The following is a 16,905-nucleotide window of genomic DNA, read 5'->3' as shown; positions in this document are numbered from 1 at the left end:
TCCTCCTGTCCACCGACGGGATGAGCCGCGAGCGACCGGCGGCCGGCCGGGAACCTCAGGCGGCGAGCTGCTCCCGGAGGCGGTCGACGTGCCCCTTCGGGTCCACACCGTACTCGGCCGACTCGAGCGTCCCGTCGCCGGACAGCACGAAGGTCGACCGGATGAGGCCCACCCGCTCCTCTCCGTTGACGACCTTGGTGCCCCAGGCACCCCACGCCTCCGCGACGGAGTGGTCCACGTCCGACAGCAGCGGGAACTGCAGCTGCTCGGCGTCGGCCCACTCGGCGAGACGCTCCACCGAGTCCGGCGAGATGCCGACCACGGCGACGCCTGCCGCCTGGAGCGACGCGAGGTTGTCGCGGAAGTCGCAGGCCTCGGTCGTGCAGCCGGGCGTGAACGCGGCCGGGTAGAAGTACACGATCAGGCGGCGGCCGGCGAAGTCCTCCGGCCGCACCACGGCGCCCGTGGCATCCGGGAGCGCGAAACCGGGGTTCGCGTCGCCTTCGTGCAAGCGGATGGATTCAGCCATGTCATGCGTCCCTTCGACGTTCGGCGGTGCGGCATCGCTCACGAGGTCGGGTGCACCCCGAACGCGATCGCCAGCTTCTCGATCTTCTGCGCCCGGCCCAGCCGAGGCAAGTCGCTGCCGTCGCGGATGACGCGACCGCGGCTCTCGAAATCGGTCAGGAAGTCCAGCGCCCACTCGACCTCGCTGGGCGCGGGGCAGATCACCTCGTTGATCACGGGCGCCTGCTCTGCCGCGAGGCAGAGCTTGCCCGTCATGCCCATCGAGACAGTGATCGCCGAGTGCTCCCGGAGGGTCGGCATGCTGTTGCCCACCGTCGGTCCGTCGATCGGGCCGGGAAGGTCGCCCACGCGGCTGGCGACGACCAGGCGCGCACGCGGATAGGCCATCGCCTCGGCATCCGCGCTCATCCCGGTGTCGCGACGGAAGTCGCCGCTGCCGAACGCGAGCCGGAAGGCGCCGCGCGCCCGCGCGATGTGGGCGGCGTCCTCCATGCCCAGCGCCGACTCGATCAGGGCAACCACCGGCACACTCGCACGCAGACGGTCGAACGAGCTCGTGACCTGGTCGGGCGACTCCGTCTTGGCCAGCATGATGCCCAGGAGGCCCGGCACACCGACGAGCGCAGCCAGGTCTTCGGCCCAGAACGGGCTCGCCGCATCGTTCACCCGCACCCACGCCCGGCCGCCCGCGGACAGCCAGTCGACGACGTCCTGCCGCGCCTGCGGCTTGTTGCGCGGGTCGACGGCGTCCTCGATGTCGAGCACGACGGCGTCGGCGCGAGAGGCAGCCATATCGCCGAAGGACTCGGGGCGCGTCCCCGGCACGAGGAGCCAGGAACGTGCGATCGAAGGATCGACAGCGCGATGGCGCAGCGGACGGGTCGAGCTCAGCGTGCGCAGGTCTTCTTCGGGATCGAGGACCTCTGCGCCGTTGCCATAGGGATCTGCCGACATCTCACTTCTTCCAAACTTCAGGTCTGACGCGGCTCCTGACCGCAGGGCCGCCTGGCCGCGTGGGGGCGCGGCGGCTGACGGTGGGAGTCTCCGGCCGGGGACGTCTTGTCGGTGCCCGCCGGCGAGTGTCCACGCGGACCGCGATGCTGTCGTGCGACGTGACGGCCTGGTGGGCCGATGGTCGCGCCGCCTTCCATTCCATCACCTTCTCGTGGGAATGGGCGCACGAGCCGGGGTGCGCCGGGCACCTCGCCGGGACGAGCCAGAGCCACCGTCATGTCGCGGCCGAGCGGACGCAGGGTGCGACGTCAGCGCCGAGGGCGCGGCATCCGTCTCCAGGGAACGACCGCCACGACGACGGAGAGGATCGCGAACGTCGACATGAGCAGCGACGCCGCGAGCGTCGGAGCGGCCGCCGCCGGCCAGATCGCGTCGATCAGCACCGACGTGATCACCTGCCCTACGACGGTGCCGAGGCCCAGCAGCAGCACCCCGGTGTAGGGCACGAGCGCCGCCGCGAGGAAGATGTACGAAACGCCGATCACGCCGCCCAGGTACAGCCACGGGTCGGCCGGGTAGGACGTGGGCGGACCGGCGACGGCGGTGTGGATGAGCTCGGCGACGCCCAGCACGGCAGTGCCGCCGATGAAGTTCACGAGCGTCGCCGTCAGCGGCGTGCCCACGCGCTGCCGCAGCCGGCCGTTGACCGCCGACTGCCACGCGATGCCGGCGCCGACGAGGAACGGCAGCACGACGAGCACGGGCGGTGCGTGAATACCGCCGGCGAGCGACACCGCGGCGGCGAGCACCGCCAGGACTCCGCCGACCAGCCGGGTGGGCGTCACCGCGACGATGCCGGCCGGTCCGATGCCGGCGCGGTCCAGAAGCAGTCCGCTCACGGTCTGCCCGGCCACCACGCCCACCGTGAACAGCGCGACGCCGATGATGCCCACCGCCAGCGACTGGGTGGCGACCGAGAGCGCACCGGCGACGCCGCCGCACAGCATCCAGAGCGGGATGCCGCCCCCGCGCACGCCCGCGACCAGCGCACGCACGCCCCGCCGGCCCTGGGGAAGAGCCGCCGACAGCACGATGAGCACGATGAGGCCCGAGCCGAACGAGATCACGGCAGCCGCGAACCCGTCTCCGATGCGCAGGCCGAGCTGGCCGTTGATGCGGGCCTGCACCGCGGTCAGCACGCCGATGAGAGCGGCGCCGCCCAGGCCGATCCAGACGGGCGGGCGGGATGCGGTCACCCGATCCATTTTGCCTGCCCGGCGGTCCCGTCGATGACGCGGCCAGGTCTGCCGCTGCGCCGAGCGCCGCGGTGATGTGGAGCCGACTACGGGACTTGAACCCGTAACCCCCTAATTACAAGTTAGGTGCGCTACCAATTGCGCCAAGTCGGCAGAGCGCCCAGTCTAGCGGCGCTCGTGCACGCACCCGATCAGGGTGCGGGCGTCGGCGTCGGCGTCGGGGTCGCCTTGTAGTACGCGTCGCTCGCGACCGTGAGGACGAACTGCGCGAACTCCTTCGCGTCGCCGAGCTTGCCCACGTACTGCGTGCCGTTCACGAGCACCATCGGCGTGCCCGTGAGTGCCGCGCCATCGGTGCCGGGCAGCTCCTGCAGCGCGCGCTCGGTCGCCGTCTTGGCCCAAGAGGCGTACGACTGCCCTTCGATGCACGCGCGTACGACCTTGGGTCCATCGAGTCCCGTGGCGATCGCCATGGCGGCGAGCTCGCTGTCGCTGTAGCCGTCGGAGTCGACCTCGGGCTGCTGGCGCAGCAGCGCGTCGTTGAATGCGAAGAAGTAGTCCGGCGCGTTCTGGGCGACGCAGGCCGCCGCGCCGGCGGCGCGGAGCGAGTACTTCGTGCCGTTCGACTTGGCCGTGAGCATGGCGACCGGGTAGTAGGTCAGCGTCGCGGCGCCGTCGCCCACCCACTCCGACAGCTGCTTCATGTTCGCGAGCTGGAAATCGCGCGATCCCGTCGAGAGATAGTCGACGTAGACACGGATGTCGACGGCCGGCGCCTCGGTGGGGCTGGCGGTCGGTGTCGGCTCCGGTTCGGCCGTCGGGGTTGGCGTGGCTGCCTCGCCCTCGAGCGAGCCGTTCGCGTCGGACTCCTCTGCACCGACTCCCCCGCCGGTCACATCGCTCACCACGAAGCCGTCGTCGACGACGTTCGCAGGGCTCATCATCGGCTTGGACGCACTCGACGACACGGTCCACGTCACCACCACGGCGATGACGGCCACGAACGCGACGGCGACGATCGCGAGGGACGTGCGCCGGATGAGGCGTGCCCGCGACTGGCGCGCCTTGACCTGCAGCGCCTTCTCACGCACGGCGTCGCGGCGCTCGCTCGACGCGGCGTTCTGTGACTCGTCGCTCGACATGGGACCTCTCGGGGCGGAAATTCTGCCGGATTCCGGCGGGGCCGAACGGGAAAGCGGCCGTCCACGATGCTAGTCAGCCACCCTGGGAAATGCCCAGACGCAACCTCCGTGCGCGCCGTGTCATACTGTTCGTGCGCCCGATGACGGGCGTGCGGGATAGCCCCCGCTCATTCCATCACTACGGATCGTCCGGCACGTACCTGCCGGTGAAGGAGAAGAGAACATGGCGTCTGTCACGTTTGACAACGCAACTCGCCTGTACCCCGGGGGCACGCGCCCCGCTGTGGACAAGCTCAACCTCGAGGTCGCCGATGGCGAGTTCCTGGTCCTCGTCGGCCCCTCCGGCTGCGGAAAGTCCACGTCGCTGCGCATGCTGGCCGGCCTCGAAGAGGTCAACTCGGGCCGCATCCTGATCGGCGACCGCGACGTCACCGACGTCCCGCCGAAGGACCGCGACATCGCGATGGTCTTCCAGAACTACGCGCTGTACCCGCACATGACCGTCGCCGAGAACATGGGCTTCGCGCTCAAGATCGCCGGCGTCGGCAAGGAGGAGCGCGCCGCTCGCGTCCTCGAGGCCGCGAAGCTGCTCGACCTCGAGGAGTACCTGACGCGCAAGCCGAAGGCGCTCTCGGGTGGTCAGCGTCAGCGCGTCGCCATGGGCCGCGCCATCGTGCGCCAGCCGCAGGTGTTCCTCATGGACGAGCCGCTGTCGAACCTCGACGCCAAGCTCCGCGTGCAGACGCGCACCCAGATCGCGTCGCTGCAGCGTCGCCTCGGCGTCACCACGGTCTACGTGACGCACGACCAGACCGAGGCGCTCACCATGGGCGACCGCATCGCGGTCCTCAAGGACGGCCTCCTGCAGCAGGTCGGCACCCCGCGCGACCTGTATGAGAAGCCGAACAACGTGTTCGTCGCCGGCTTCATCGGCTCGCCCGCCATGAACCTGTTCCCGGCGCACCTCGCCGAGGGCGGCGTCCAGTTCGGCGACACCGTCGTGGGCATCGAGGCCGACACGCTCGGCAAGGCGCACGGCACCGACGTCACGATCGGCGTCCGCCCCGAGGACATCCAGGTCGCCCCCGCGGACGGCAAGGGCCTCACGGTCACGGTCGACCTCGTCGAGGAGCTCGGCGCCGACGGCTACCTGTACGGCCACACCGATGTCAACGGCAAGCGCACCGACATCGTCGCGCGCGTCGACGGCCGCCGTCACCCGATCGCGGGCGACAAGGTCGCGCTGGCTCCGGTTCCCGGCCACGTGCACGTGTTCGACATCGAGTCGGGCGAGCGCCTCACCGACAGGGCGATCGCTGCGGCGTAAACCGTTTCGCATCGCGACGGCGCGGGTGGGAGTGATTCCCCCGCGCCGTCGCTGTCTTCTCAGGAGGGGACGTGCCTGACGCCCTGAGCATCACCGCCAGCAGCGTCGATCCGGGTCTGCTGACACTGCCCTGGTCGACTCCGCTCGGCGACTGGCCGTCGCAGAACATCGTCTTCCTCCCGAAGGGCATCTCCCGCCACCTGGTGCGCTTCGCCAACCTCTCCGGTCGTGTCGTCGCCATCAAGGAGACGACACAGGCGATGGCGCAGCGCGAGTATGACATGCTGGGCAATCTCGCGCGTCTGGATGTCCCCTGCGTCGAGCGCGTCGCGGTGATCGCCGGACGGACGGATGCCGCGGGCGAGCCGCTCCCGGCCGCGCTGGTGACCGCCCACCTTAAGTTCTCCCTCCCCTATCGCGCCCTGTTCACGCAGGTGCTGCGTCCCGACACCGCCACCCGCCTGGTGGATGCGCTCGCCCTGCTCCTGGTCAGGCTGCACAACGTCGGATTCTTCTGGGGCGATGTGTCGCTGTCGAACACGCTCTTCCGCCGCGACGCGGGCGCCTTCGCCGCCTACCTCGTCGACGCCGAGACCGGCGAGCTCCACGAGAGCGGCCTGACGCCCGGTCAGCGCGCGCACGATCTGGACGTCGCCCGCACCAACATCGCCGGCGAGATCATGGACCTCGAGGCCGGCGGACGCCTGGAGGGCGGTGTCGACGCCGTCGCCGTCGCCGACGGGATCGTGTCGGCATACCACGCGCTGTGGGCGGCGCTCACCGACGAGGAGAGCTTCGGCTCGGACGAGGCGTGGCGTCTCACCGAGCGCGTCCAGCGGCTCAACGACCTCGGGTTCGACATCGGCGAGATGTCGATCCAGGCGACCACCGACGGCACCAGGGTCTCCATCCAGCCGAAGGTCGTCGATGCCGGCCACCACCAACGGCGGCTGCTGCGTCTGACGGGCCTCGATGTCGAGGAGAACCAGGCACGGCGCCTGCTCAACGACCTCGACGAGTTCCGCGCGCGCATCTCGCGACTGGGCGACGACGAGGAGATGGTCGCGCACGAGTGGCTCACGCGGGTGTTCGAGCCGGTCGTCAAGGCGATCCCGTGGGACCTGCGATCCAAGCTGGAGCCCGCGGAGGTCTTCCACCAGCTGCTCGAGCACCGCTGGTACCTGTCCCAGGCGAAGGGCAAATCGGTGCCGCTCGCCGAGTCGCTGACGAGCTACATCGACAACGTGCTGCGGCACCGCCGCGACGAGGCGACGCTGATGGGTCCGCCGACGGAGACCGTGTCGCTGTCGATCATCACGTCCCCGAACGCCGTGATCGACGAAGAGGACGAGATCGACTGGCGAGACCTGGTCTAGCTGCCACGCGCTCCAGCGACCCCGGGCTCTGCCCCGGCAGGAAGCGCGAAAGGGTCTGTTTCCGCGCACCAGGAGTGCGGAAACAGACCCTTTCGTGGTTCCGGGCTCAGTAGCCCACGGTGAAACGCTTGCGGGGGTGCTGAGGGTTCTCGATCTCATCGACGATGGCGACCGCGAGGTCCTCGCCCGAGATGTAGGACTCGCCCTCGGCATCGGTCACGATGACGTCGCCGCCGGTGCGGTACGACCCGGTGCGCTCGCCCGGATTGAACGCGCCGAATCCGCCGGCGGGGTGGATGTAGAACCAGTCGAGCGACTCGGGCCCGGCCTGGAGGTCTTCGAGGATGCCGATGGCCTCGAGGGCTTCGGGCTTGTAGTCCTCGCTGAACGACGGCAGGTCGACGACCCGCTGCCCGTCCTCGGTGACCAGGCTGCCGCCGGCGCCGCCGATGACCCCCAGCCGCACGCCATCCGGCAGAAGCGAAGCGAGCGCGGCGATGTTCGGGCGAACGAGGCCCAGCATGTCGCCGCGCGGTGCCACCGCCGAGACCACGACGTCGACGCCCTCGAGCTGCGCGAGCAGGTCGGGCACGTCGGTCAGCGACCCCTCGATGTACACGGCGCCGGGCTGGCGCTCGCTGGGAACGCGGCGCGCGATCGCGAGAACGCTGTGGCCGCGATTCACCGCCTCGGCGACGATGTGACGACCGGCATAGCCGGAGCCTCCGATGACGGCGATACGTGCCATGGTGTGCCTTTCGATCTGTCGTCCCGGCGAACGCTCGCCGGCTCTGCGTGAGACAAGCCCCTGACGCGGCGGTTCATTCCCGTGAATGCGTCATGCGACACTCAGGCGGGCGGTGCCGTCCGGAGAGTCGCGACCTGATAGAGGGCGACGGATGCCGCGATGCCCGCGTTGAGCGACTCGGTGCTCGACGAGATCGGGATCGAGACGATCTGGTCGCAGGTCTCGGTGACCAGGCGTGAGAGTCCCTTGCCCTCGGAGCCGACGACGATGACGACCGGCTTGTCGGCGAGCTGGAGCGCCGGAAGGGAGACCTCTCCCCCGCCGTCGAGGCCCAGGACGAACACGCCCTGCTTCTTGAAGTCCTTGAGCATCGCGGTGAGGTTCGAGGCGAGCGCGACCGGGATGCGCGCCGCCGCGCCGGCGCTGGTCTTCCAGGCGGCCGAGTTGACGCTCGCCGAGCGGCGCTGCGGCACGATGACGGCCTGGCCCCCGAATGCCGCCGTCGACCGGAGGATCGCACCGAGGTTGCGCGGGTCGGTGATGCCGTCGAGCGCGACGAACAGCGGCGTCTGGCCCTTCTCGATCACCTGCTCCAGCAGGTCCTGCGGGTGCGCGTACTCGTACGGGGGCACCTTGAGGGCGACGCCCTGATGCACACCGTCGAAGCCGGCCATGCGGTCCAGCTCCGGTCGCGTGACCTCGAGCACGGGGATCTCCCGATGGGTGGCGATCGAGAGCATCTCCTTCACGCGGTCGTCCATCTCGACGCGCTGCGCGATGTAGAACGCGGTCGCCGGGATCTTCGCGCGCAGCGCCTCCAGCACCGAGTTCCGACCGGTGACGGTCTCGGTGTCGTCGTCCTTCTTGCCGGGACGCGGCGAACGCGGTGCGGACTGACCGGGCTGGGCCTTGCCTCCTGCGGCCGCATAGCGCTCGGCAGCCGCCTTGCGCTTGCCGGCCGGGTGCCAGGCGCGGTCCTCCGCTTTGGGGGTCGGTCCGCGACCGGCCAGCGACCGCTTGTTCTTGCCTCCCGTGCCCTTCGTGGGACCCTTCTTGTTGCCCTTGCTCGCGCCGGGGCGTCCTGCCTTGGCCATCAGTTCTCCTTCATGCGGGGCGCCGCCCCGTCAGTTGCTCTCCGCAGGACGAGGTGTGTCGGCGACACTCCAATGCGTCCCGTCGGGTCCGTCTTCGAGGGCGATGCCGGCCGCCGCGATCGCGTCGCGGATGCGGTCGGCGGCCGCCCAGTCCTTGGCCGCACGCGCGTCGGCGCGCTGCGCGATCATCGTCTGCACGAGCGCGTCGAGCGCGGATGCCTCGGCCGAGGCATCCGCCGAGCGCCAGTGGGGGTCGAGGGGGTCGATGCCGAGCACTCCGGTCATCACGGCGACGTCGGCGAACGCGCGCAGCGCGACATCGCGGTCGCCGGCGTCCAGCGCGGAGTTGCCTTCGCGCACGGCCTCGTGCAGAACGGCGAGCGCCTGGGGCACCCCGAGGTCGTCGTCGAGGGCCGCCGCGAACGCCGCCGGGACCGCGGCATCCACGCGCACGTCCTCGGTGCCGCGAAGCGTCCTGATCGCGCGCTCGAGGAAGGTCCGGATGCGGTCGAGCGCCGCCTCCGCCTCGTCGAACGTCGAGCCGGTGATGTCGAGGTTCGAGCGGTAGTGCGCAGCGGCGAGCGCGTACCGCACGACCAGCGGATCGCGCTCACGCAGCACGTCCTCGGCGAGGACGAAGTTGAACAGCGACTTCGACATCTTCTGCGCCCCGACGGTCACGAGGCCGTTGTGCACCCAGTAACGGGCGAAGCCGTCGCCGGCGGCCGTCGACTGGGCCAGCTCGTTCTCGTGGTGCGGGAAGCGCAGGTCGAGCCCGCCGCCGTGGATGTCGAACTCGCTGCCGAGGTAGCGCCGCGCCATCGCGGAGCATTCGATGTGCCAGCCCGGGCGTCCCGCGCCCCATGGGGACTCCCACGTCGCCGATGCCGGCTCGTCGGCCTTCGCGCCCTTCCACAGCGCGAAGTCGCGGGGGTCGCGCTTGCCGCGCGGGTCCGCGTCCACCGCGGGCTCCATCGCATCGAGGCTCTGCCGGGTGAGCGAGCCGTAGGCCGCCCACGACCGCACGTCGAAGTAGACGTCGCCCGCGGCATCGACGGCGTCGGGGCCGGTGGACGGAGCGGCGTAGGCGTGCCCCGCCTCGATCAACCGCGCGATGAGCTCCTGCATCTGTGGGATGGATGCGGTCGCCCGCGGCTCGTACGTGGGCGGAAGGATGCCGATGGCGGCGTACGCGCGCGTGAACTCGAGCTCCATGCGGTAGGCGAGAGCCCACCACGGCTCGCCGTCGCTCGCGTTCGCGAGCACCTTGTCGTCCACGTCGGTGACGTTGCGGACGAACGTGACGCGGCCGTAGCGGTGGGTGAGCCAGCGCCGCAGGATGTCGAAGCTCAGCGCGCCGCGGAGGTGACCGATGTGCGGGCCCGACTGCACGGTCGGACCGCAGACGTAGATCGTGACGTTTCCGGGGTCGAGGGGCACGAAGTCGCGCAGGGCCTGCGCCTTGGTGTCATACAACTGAACCGTCACCGCACCAGCCTACCGGCGGGTCCCGCGGCGACTCCTGGGAGACCGGTAGAACTGGAGGGGTGCATGTGCTCGCCGTCCTCACCGCCGCTCTGCTGTTCGGAACCACCGGCACCTCCCAGGCGCTCGGCCCCGATGGCACGACGCCGCTGTCGGTCGGTGTCGTGCGCATGGTCATCGGCGGCGCGGGTCTCGCCGCCATCGCGTTCGCACTCGCCGCCCGTCACGCTCGCCGACGCCCGGGCGCGGCCGTCAAGAGCCTCGGGGCACTGAGACTCTCGAGCGGCGGCATCCGCCCGCTCGGCCTCATGGTGCTCACCGGCGTCTGCATCTCGGTGTACCAGCCGCTCTTCTTCCTCGGCACCACGCACAACGGGGTCGCCGTCGGCACCGTCGTCGCTCTGGGGTCGGCGCCGATCCTCGCGGGCCTGCTCGAGTGGGCGCTCACGCGACGGATGCCGACCCCGACGTGGATGGGTGCGACGGCGCTCGCGACGGTCGGCGTCGTGCTGCTGGGTTTCGGCGGCGAAGCGGGCTCCGCGGGAGGGACCGACCCGGTCGGACTGCTCGGCTCCGTCGGCGCCGGCGCCTCGTTCGCAGTGATCGCCAACGCACAGCGGCGGCTGCTCGACGACGGTTGGGACCCGTTCACGGTCGTGGGGGCCATGGGGGCGAGCTCGGCGATCATCTGCGCGTGCGCGGTGCCCTTCGTCGACCTCACCTGGCTGGGTGCGCCGACGGGCGTGGCGATGGCGCTGTGGCTCGGCTTCGCCACGATCGCCGTCGCCTACGTGCTGTTCACCTGGGGCCTCAGCGGCCTGACCGCCGCCACCGCGGCGACCCTCACTCTGGGCGAACCGCTCACCGCGAGCGTGCTGGGGATCGTCGTGCTCGGGGAGCGGCTCTCCGCGCTCGCCGTCCTCGGTCTGGTCGTGCTAGCCGCGGGGCTGGCTCTGCTGGCCTGGGGCTCGCGCACGCCGCGCGATCCCGCACCGTTCGCGGTCGAGGCGTGAGAGCCCGGAACGCTGGAAACACGCCGGCAACAGCGGCGTGGCACACTGGGCGCGACATGCAGCGCACCATCGAGATCCGCACCGACGACCTGACCGGCGAGGCCACACGGCGCCTCATCGCATTCCACCTGGCGGGGATGCACGAGACCTCGCCGGCGGAGAGCGTACATGCGCTCGCCATCGACGCGCTGCGGCATCCCTCGCTCTCGGTGTGGTCGGCGTGGATCGACGGCGAGCTCGCGGGTGTCGGTGCGCTCAGAGCGATCGATGCCGATCGCGGCGAGATCAAGTCGATGCGCGTCGACGACCGGTTCCGTGGCAGCGGCGTGGGGCGCGCGATGCTCCGTCACATCATGGACGAGGCACGACGCCGGGGAATGTCGAGCCTGTGGCTCGAGACCGGAGCGACCGTCGACTTCGCCCCGGCGCAGCGGCTCTACGAGAGCGAGGGCTTCACGACCTGCGGTCCGTTCGAGGGCTACGCGCTCGATCCGTTCTCGATCTTCATGACGCGCGCGCTCTGACGACGCCGGGCACTCCTGCCGTCAGGCGGGGACCACGAGGGCGATGGCGAAGACCGACACCCCTTCCGTCCGTCCGGTGAACCCGAGGCCGTCGGTCGTCGTCGCCGACACCGCCACAGGCCCTCCCCCGAGTGCGGCCGACAGCGCCCGCTCGGCCTCGGCACGGCGGCCCGAGAACCGCGGGCGGTTCGCCTGCACCTGCACCGACACGTTCCCCACGCGCCATCCCGCCTCGCCGAGGAGGGCGACCGTACGGCTGAGGAACACGTCGGCGTGCGCTCCCGCGTACTCGGGGTGATCGGTGCCGAAATGGGTGCCGATGTCGCCCAGTCCCGCGGCGGAGAGCAGCGCGTCGACGATGGCGTGGGCGACCGCATCCCCGTCGGAATGCCCCGACAGCGGCGTTTCGCCGGGCCATTCGAGACCCGCGAGCCACAGCGTGCCGTCGCCGCCGAAGGCATGCACGTCCGTGCCCACGCCCACGCGTGGGATCGGATGCGGGTTGTCGAGGTGCGCGACGCCATGCGGGGCAGGTGCGGCGAGCAGATGGCGGGCACGGTCGAGGTCGGCCGCGGTCGTGATCTTGAAGGCGAGCGGATTCCCCGGCACGGCCGCGACGGCATGACCGGCCTCCGCGACCAGGGCGGCGTCATCGGTGAACTCGGCGCGGGCCGAGGCGTATGCCTCATCCAGCACGTGACGGCGGAACCCCTGCGGGGTCTGCGCGGCCGCCAGTTCGGCGCGGTCGACCACGGCGACGATCTCATCGGCCACGACGCGCTTGATGGTGTCGATGACCGGAAGCACCGGGATCGCACCGGCAGCCCCCGCGTGGATGGCGGCGATCACGCGCTCGAACACCTCGGGCGGGGTCAGCGCCCGCGCCGCATCGTGGACGAGGACGATCTCGACGTCGGCCCAGAGCGCGTCCAGTCCGGCGGCGACGGAGGCCTGACGGGTCTCGCCGCCGACCACCACCGACACGAGGTCGCGGCGGTCGCCCGCGGTCGCGAGGGCTTCGCTCAGAGCGTCGCCCTCACGCCCCTCCGGGGCGACGATGACGACCTGAGCGGGCGGTGCGGCGAACACACCGGCCAGGGCGTGATGCAGGATGCTGCTGCCGTCGATGCCGACGAACGCCTTCGGCGCGCCGGCCGCCAGCCGGGTGCCCGAACCAGCCGCGACGACGACGACGCCGATGCGCGGGACAGGGGTGATGCTCACCCGTTCACGCTAGCGCGATCGGCGTCGAGCGCTGCGCAGGCGATCCCCGGCAACACCGCGGACACAGCAGAACGGCGCCCCGTGGGGCGCCGTTCTGGGAGTCTCAGCTTGCGAGGACCTCGTCGAGGAGGACGCTGGCCTTCTCCTCGTCGGTCTTCTCCGCGAGGGCCAGCTCCGAGATCAGGATCTGCTTCGCCTTCGCGAGCATGCGCTTCTCTCCGGCCGACAGGCCGCGATCCTGGTCGCGGCGCCAGAGGTCGCGCACGACCTCGCTGACCTTGATGACGTCGCCGGAGGCGAGCTTCTCGAGGTTGGCCTTGTAGCGGCGCGACCAGTTGGTCGGCTCCTCCGTGAAGGGAGCACGCAGCACCTCGAAGACCTTGTCGAGACCCTCCTTGCCGATCACATCTCGGACGCCGACAAGGTCGACGTTCTCTGCGGGGACTTCGATGATGAGATCACCCTGCGTGACGTTGAGCTTCAGGTACTTCTTCGTCTCGCCCTTGATGATCCGGTCTTTGACCTCGATGATCGTCGCCGCACCGTGATGCGGGTAAACGACCGTCTCGCCAACCTCAAAAAGCATGGAGTTATGTCCTTTCGGCAACCTCCAGGATACCACAGGAGAAATACGCTAAGGTTCTCCGCCCCACCGGCCGAACGGCGATGCATCCCCCGCCGGGCATCGGCCACCGCGCCGCTCGGCGCGCCCGACGGCGAGCCCCTAGAATGCTGGAGAACCGTCATCCGTCTAGGAGGATCCGTGATCTCGATACACCGCCACAGCGGCTCTGCGCGCGGACGATCCGCGGCGGCACTCGGCACCCGCAGCCGCCGGCTCATCGCCTCGCTGGCCGTCGGCGGCGCTCTCGCCCTGACCGCGACCGGGTGCAGCATGATCTCGCCTCAGGCGACGACCATCCCCTACTCGGCCGCGGAGGGGACCAACGTCCACGGCTCGGGTCCGCTCGAGGTGCGCAACGCCCTCATCGTGGCGAACGAGGACGGCTCGGAGGGCAACTTCGTCGCCGCGATCATCAATCGCACAGACGACTCGCACACCCTCAGTGTCGAGTTCGGCGAGGGCGGCCCCGCCCTCGAGGTGCGAGTACCCGCGAACTCGACGGTGAGCCTCGGCTCCGAAGAGGACGAGCCGCTGCTCGTCGAAGACCTCGACGCGCTGCCCGGCACCGACATCACGACCTTCTTCCAGTCGGGCGACGCCGAAGGCACACTGGTCTCCGTGCCGGTCCTCGACGGATCGCTGGACTACCTCTCCGCGCTCGCGCCCTGAGCGCACGCGTCGCAGACACGACGAAGAGGGCGCCCCGGTCGGGGCGCCCTCTTCGTGCGTCGGCGGCGCTCAGCCCTCGAAGCGGTAGCCCAGGCCGCGGACGGTGACCAGCATCTCGGGCGCACCGGGATTGCTCTCGATCCGCGAGCGGATGCGCTTGATATGCACGTCGAGCGTCTTCGTGTCGCCGAAGTAGTCGCTGCCCCACACCCGGTCGATGAGCTGACCACGCGTGAGCACGCGCCCGGCGTTGCGCATCAGCACCTCGAGCAGTTCGAATTCCTTCAGAGGCATGCTGATCTCGCCGCCTTCGACCGCGACCGTATGCCGGTCGATGTCGAGTACCACCCGCCCGCCTTCGAGCACGCGATCTTCGAGGTCGGCGTCGATCTGGGAGAAGCGGCGCAGCACGGCGCGCATGCGCGCGAGAAGCTCGCGGGCGGAGTAGGGCTTGGTGACGTAGTCGTCCGCTCCGAGCTCGAGCCCCACGACGATGTCGACCTCCGAGTCCTTCGCGGTCAGCATGATGATGGGCACCGCGGAGGTGGTGCGGATCTGCCGGCAGACCTCGGTCCCCGGCATCCCGGGCAGCATCAGGTCGAGCAGCACGATATCGGCGCCGCGTTCGCGGAACGCGGTGAGGGCGGCCGGGCCGTCCTCGGCGATCTCGACGTCGTACCCCTCGCGGCGCAGGAGGTAGGCGAGCGGGTCGGCGAGATCGGGCTCGTCCTCGACGATCAAGACGCGGGTCATGCGGGATCTCCATTCCTGCCGGAGGCGAGGTTCTCGCCGGCAGCGGGGCCGACGGTGGTTCGGGTGGCCGTCCCGCCGCCGGCGGCGGGAGCAGCAGTGACGGGTGTAGGAGCGCCGGCGGCGGTCGCGGTCGGCCGCTTCCTCTTGCGTCCGCGCTTGGCGGCGGGCTCGATCTCCGGTGCGTCGATCTGCGGCAGCCGGATGGTGAACGTCGACCCGCGGCCGGGGCGTGACCAGAGGCGCACCTCCCCGCCGTGTCGCTGCGCGGCGTGCTTGACGATCGACAGTCCGAGCCCGCTGCCGCCGGTGCGGCGGGCGCGTGCCGGATCGGCGCGGTAGAAGCGCTCGAAGACGCGGTCCTGCTCGCCCTCCGCGATGCCGATGCCGCGATCGGTCACCGCGATCTCCACGACGCGGTCGACGGCCTTGATACCCACCCCCACGCTCGAGCCGCGGGGCGAATAGGCGATGGCGTTCGCGATGAGGTTGCCCACCGCCTCGCTCAGGATCTGCGCGTCACCGTGGACGTACAGGCCGCGGGCGCCTCCGCGCACCACCTCCACGCCGGCCGAGTCCGCCTGAATGGCATGCGCATCGAGGGCGGAGGCGACGACCTCGTCGATGGAGACATCGCGCTGGGGCAGTTCATCGGAGGCCTGCAGACGCGAGAGATTCATGATCCGCGACGTCAGCAGGGCGAGCCGGTTCGCCTCGGCCTGCAGCCGCGTCGCGAAGATGCGAACCTGCGGAGGGTCGTCGGAGGCCGACTCGATCGCTTCGGCGAGCAGGCTCACCGCGCCCACCGGCGTCTTGAGCTCGTGGCTCGTGTTCGCGACGAAGTCGCGGCGCATCTCTTCGACCCGTTCGCGTTCGGTGATGTCACGCAGCACGAAGAGAGTCAGCCGGGGTGAGATCCGGGACGCCCGGACGACCACGAGGCGAGGCTCCGCCGGGGGCGCGCCCCGGCGGATGCGCATCGTCTCGGTCGCGCTGGTCTCGGTCACGACGGACTCGCTCGTGCGCACGCGCCGCACGAGGGCGCGCAGTTCGTCGCTCGGGAGCGTGCCGCCTTCGATGAGGTCGAATGCGGCGGCGGCGGCCGAGGCGGCGAGGATCGTGAACGACGCGTCGACGACGAGGGCGGCGTCATCCATCCCGTGGAGCACGCCGCGAACGCCGTCGGGGATCTCGACGGACATCTCCGCATGTGCGCGGTCGCGCGCCCGCATCGCCGCGACCACGACGGCGGAGATCGAACCGCCGATGATGATCCCCGCGAGGAGGGCGAGCAGCGCGAGCTGCGTCGTGTCCATGCGACCAGCGTAGAGGCACGCGCGAGGGGCGATCCGACGCGAACGGGAAGGCGGCGGCATCAGCCCGGTACTGTTCACCGCGGGGGCACCATCCGTTAACCTTCCCTGGCGATGATCGGCGGGGCGCGGGCGCGAGCCTCTTCCCCGAAACCACGAAAGGTGCGTCGGAATGCGCGAAGTCTTCCACCAGTCCCTCGAGGACGTGCAAGGGCGTCTGGTCGAGATCGCCGAACTCGTCACGGTCGCCATCGACAAGGCGACGCGCGGGTTCGGCACCAGCGACGTCGCCCTCGCGGAGGAGGTCATCGAGGCCGACGCGATCATCGACGAGAAGGCGGTCGAGCTCGACGAGCTCGCGATCGAGATCCTGGCCCGTCAGCAGCCGGTGGCGCGCGACCTCCGCATCGTCGTCAGCGCGCTGCGCATGAGCGCCTCGCTCGAGCGGATGGGAGACATCGCCGAGCACATCGCGCAGCTCACGCGCATGCGGTTCCCGGAGCGCGCCATCCCGAAGGGGCTGAAGTCGACCTTCCTCAAGATGGGAGAGCTCGACGTCGAGGCCGCTCGTCAGCTCACCGAGCTGCTGCGCACCCAGGACGGCGACCTCATCGACGAGATCCGCAACGCGGACGACAAGCTCGACGAACTGCACGTGTCGGTGTTCGAGAAGGTGCTGAGCGAGAGCTGGCAGGGCGACCCCTCGGCCACCGTCGACGCGACGCTCGCCAGCCGTTACCACGAGCGCTTCGGCGACCACGCGGTGTCCGTGGCGAAGAAGGTCGCCTACCTGTCGACGGGCGACTGGACGACCAGCACCGACGCCATCGACATCGTCAAGCCGCAGTAGCACCGCACGCTGCAGAGCAGAGAAGAG

17 protein-coding genes and 1 tRNA gene are annotated in these 16,905 nt (G+C 70.4%); 6 read left to right on the top strand and 12 right to left on the bottom strand.

The window, feature by feature from the left end; translation table 11 throughout:
• Nucleotides 1–55 precede the first annotated feature (55 nt).
• From bcp to NCG93_RS19525, 5 genes are all read right to left on the bottom strand, one after another.
• Nucleotides 56–529: a thioredoxin-dependent thiol peroxidase gene (bcp, locus tag NCG93_RS19545; protein ID WP_194413376.1), complete on the bottom strand. Its 474-nt coding sequence runs from the start codon at nucleotides 527–529 to the stop codon at nucleotides 56–58.
• A gap of 38 nt (nucleotides 530–567) precedes the next feature.
• The gene (locus NCG93_RS19540) at nucleotides 568–1,482 is read right to left on the bottom strand and encodes an HpcH/HpaI aldolase/citrate lyase family protein (RefSeq protein ID WP_194413375.1); all 915 of its coding nucleotides are present in this window, start codon (nucleotides 1,480–1,482) and stop codon (nucleotides 568–570) included.
• A gap of 308 nt (nucleotides 1,483–1,790) precedes the next feature.
• Nucleotides 1,791–2,747, bottom strand: coding sequence for a DMT family transporter (locus tag NCG93_RS19535; RefSeq protein ID WP_194413374.1), 957 nt, complete (start codon nucleotides 2,745–2,747; stop codon nucleotides 1,791–1,793).
• Nucleotides 2,748–2,815: 68 nt separating this feature from the next.
• A tRNA-Thr gene (locus NCG93_RS19530) sits at nucleotides 2,816–2,891 on the bottom strand.
• A gap of 38 nt (nucleotides 2,892–2,929) precedes the next feature.
• On the bottom strand, nucleotides 2,930–3,880 hold the full coding sequence (locus NCG93_RS19525) for a DsbA family protein (protein ID WP_194413373.1): 951 nt from the start codon (nucleotides 3,878–3,880) through the stop codon (nucleotides 2,930–2,932).
• 223 nt (nucleotides 3,881–4,103) lie between these two features.
• On the opposite strand from NCG93_RS19525, the gene NCG93_RS19520 reads away from it, so the two are divergent.
• Together NCG93_RS19520 and NCG93_RS19515 are read left to right on the top strand one after the other, a co-directional pair.
• Entirely contained in the window at nucleotides 4,104–5,207 is a 1,104-nt protein-coding gene (locus NCG93_RS19520; protein WP_194413372.1) for an ABC transporter ATP-binding protein, read from the top strand.
• Between the two features lie 71 nt (nucleotides 5,208–5,278).
• A complete protein-coding gene (locus NCG93_RS19515) occupies nucleotides 5,279–6,583 on the top strand; it encodes a DUF4032 domain-containing protein (protein ID WP_194413371.1) in 1,305 nt (434 codons plus the stop codon).
• A 106-nt stretch (nucleotides 6,584–6,689) separates the two neighbouring features.
• On the opposite strand, the gene NCG93_RS19510 is transcribed toward NCG93_RS19515, so the two are convergent.
• The 3 genes from NCG93_RS19510 to cysS form a co-directional block, all read right to left on the bottom strand.
• The gene (locus tag NCG93_RS19510) at nucleotides 6,690–7,331 is read right to left on the bottom strand and encodes an NAD(P)-dependent oxidoreductase (RefSeq protein ID WP_194413370.1); all 642 of its coding nucleotides are present in this window, start codon (nucleotides 7,329–7,331) and stop codon (nucleotides 6,690–6,692) included.
• A gap of 101 nt (nucleotides 7,332–7,432) precedes the next feature.
• Nucleotides 7,433–8,425: a 23S rRNA (guanosine(2251)-2'-O)-methyltransferase RlmB gene (gene rlmB / locus NCG93_RS19505; protein ID WP_194413369.1), complete on the bottom strand. Its 993-nt coding sequence runs from the start codon at nucleotides 8,423–8,425 to the stop codon at nucleotides 7,433–7,435.
• Nucleotides 8,426–8,455: 30 nt separating this feature from the next.
• Nucleotides 8,456–9,913 carry a cysteine--tRNA ligase gene (gene cysS, locus NCG93_RS19500; protein ID WP_194413368.1) on the bottom strand — a complete coding sequence of 486 codons (1,458 nt, stop codon included), beginning with the start codon at nucleotides 9,911–9,913 and terminating at the stop codon, nucleotides 8,456–8,458.
• Nucleotides 9,914–9,978: 65 nt separating this feature from the next.
• Here cysS and NCG93_RS20425 point away from each other — a divergent pair, with 65 nt between their 5' ends.
• Entirely contained in the window at nucleotides 9,979–10,923 is a 945-nt protein-coding gene (locus NCG93_RS20425) for a DMT family transporter (RefSeq protein ID WP_252787610.1), read from the top strand.
• A 56-nt stretch (nucleotides 10,924–10,979) separates the two neighbouring features.
• Nucleotides 10,980–11,447, top strand: a complete 468-nt coding sequence (locus tag NCG93_RS19490) for a GNAT family N-acetyltransferase (protein WP_194413366.1) — start codon at nucleotides 10,980–10,982, stop codon at nucleotides 11,445–11,447.
• Nucleotides 11,448–11,468: 21 nt separating this feature from the next.
• On the opposite strand, the gene ispD is transcribed toward NCG93_RS19490, so the two are convergent.
• Both ispD and NCG93_RS19480 read right to left on the bottom strand, forming a co-directional pair.
• Complete coding sequence (ispD, locus tag NCG93_RS19485) at nucleotides 11,469–12,671, bottom strand: 2-C-methyl-D-erythritol 4-phosphate cytidylyltransferase (RefSeq protein ID WP_194413365.1); 1,203 nt, start codon at nucleotides 12,669–12,671, stop codon at nucleotides 11,469–11,471.
• Nucleotides 12,672–12,774: 103 nt separating this feature from the next.
• Nucleotides 12,775–13,257: a CarD family transcriptional regulator gene (locus NCG93_RS19480; RefSeq protein ID WP_045298114.1), complete on the bottom strand. Its 483-nt coding sequence runs from the start codon at nucleotides 13,255–13,257 to the stop codon at nucleotides 12,775–12,777.
• Between the two features lie 177 nt (nucleotides 13,258–13,434).
• On the opposite strand from NCG93_RS19480, the gene NCG93_RS19475 reads away from it, so the two are divergent.
• Nucleotides 13,435–13,965 carry a DNA modification methylase gene (locus tag NCG93_RS19475; RefSeq protein ID WP_252787609.1) on the top strand — a complete coding sequence of 177 codons (531 nt, stop codon included), beginning with the start codon at nucleotides 13,435–13,437 and terminating at the stop codon, nucleotides 13,963–13,965.
• Nucleotides 13,966–14,034: 69 nt separating this feature from the next.
• Here NCG93_RS19475 and NCG93_RS19470 read toward each other — a convergent pair whose 3' ends face one another.
• Nucleotides 14,035–14,718 carry a response regulator gene (locus NCG93_RS19470; protein ID WP_194413364.1) on the bottom strand — a complete coding sequence of 228 codons (684 nt, stop codon included), beginning with the start codon at nucleotides 14,716–14,718 and terminating at the stop codon, nucleotides 14,035–14,037.
• On the bottom strand, nucleotides 14,715–16,031 hold the full coding sequence (locus NCG93_RS19465) for a sensor histidine kinase (RefSeq protein WP_194413363.1): 1,317 nt from the start codon (nucleotides 16,029–16,031) through the stop codon (nucleotides 14,715–14,717). Before NCG93_RS19465 ends, NCG93_RS19470 begins: the two co-directional genes overlap by 4 nt.
• A 169-nt stretch (nucleotides 16,032–16,200) precedes the next feature.
• On the opposite strand from NCG93_RS19465, the gene phoU reads away from it, so the two are divergent.
• Nucleotides 16,201–16,878 (top strand): phosphate signaling complex protein PhoU, encoded by a 678-nt coding sequence (gene phoU / locus NCG93_RS19460; protein WP_194413362.1) that lies wholly within the window; start codon nucleotides 16,201–16,203, stop codon nucleotides 16,876–16,878.
• Nucleotides 16,879–16,905: the final 27 nt, after the last annotated feature.

The organism is Microbacterium yannicii, assembly GCF_024055635.1.
Taxonomy (GTDB): Bacteria; Actinomycetota; Actinomycetes; order Actinomycetales; family Microbacteriaceae; genus Microbacterium; species Microbacterium yannicii.
This window is presented reverse-complemented; position numbering and strand designations above follow the sequence as displayed.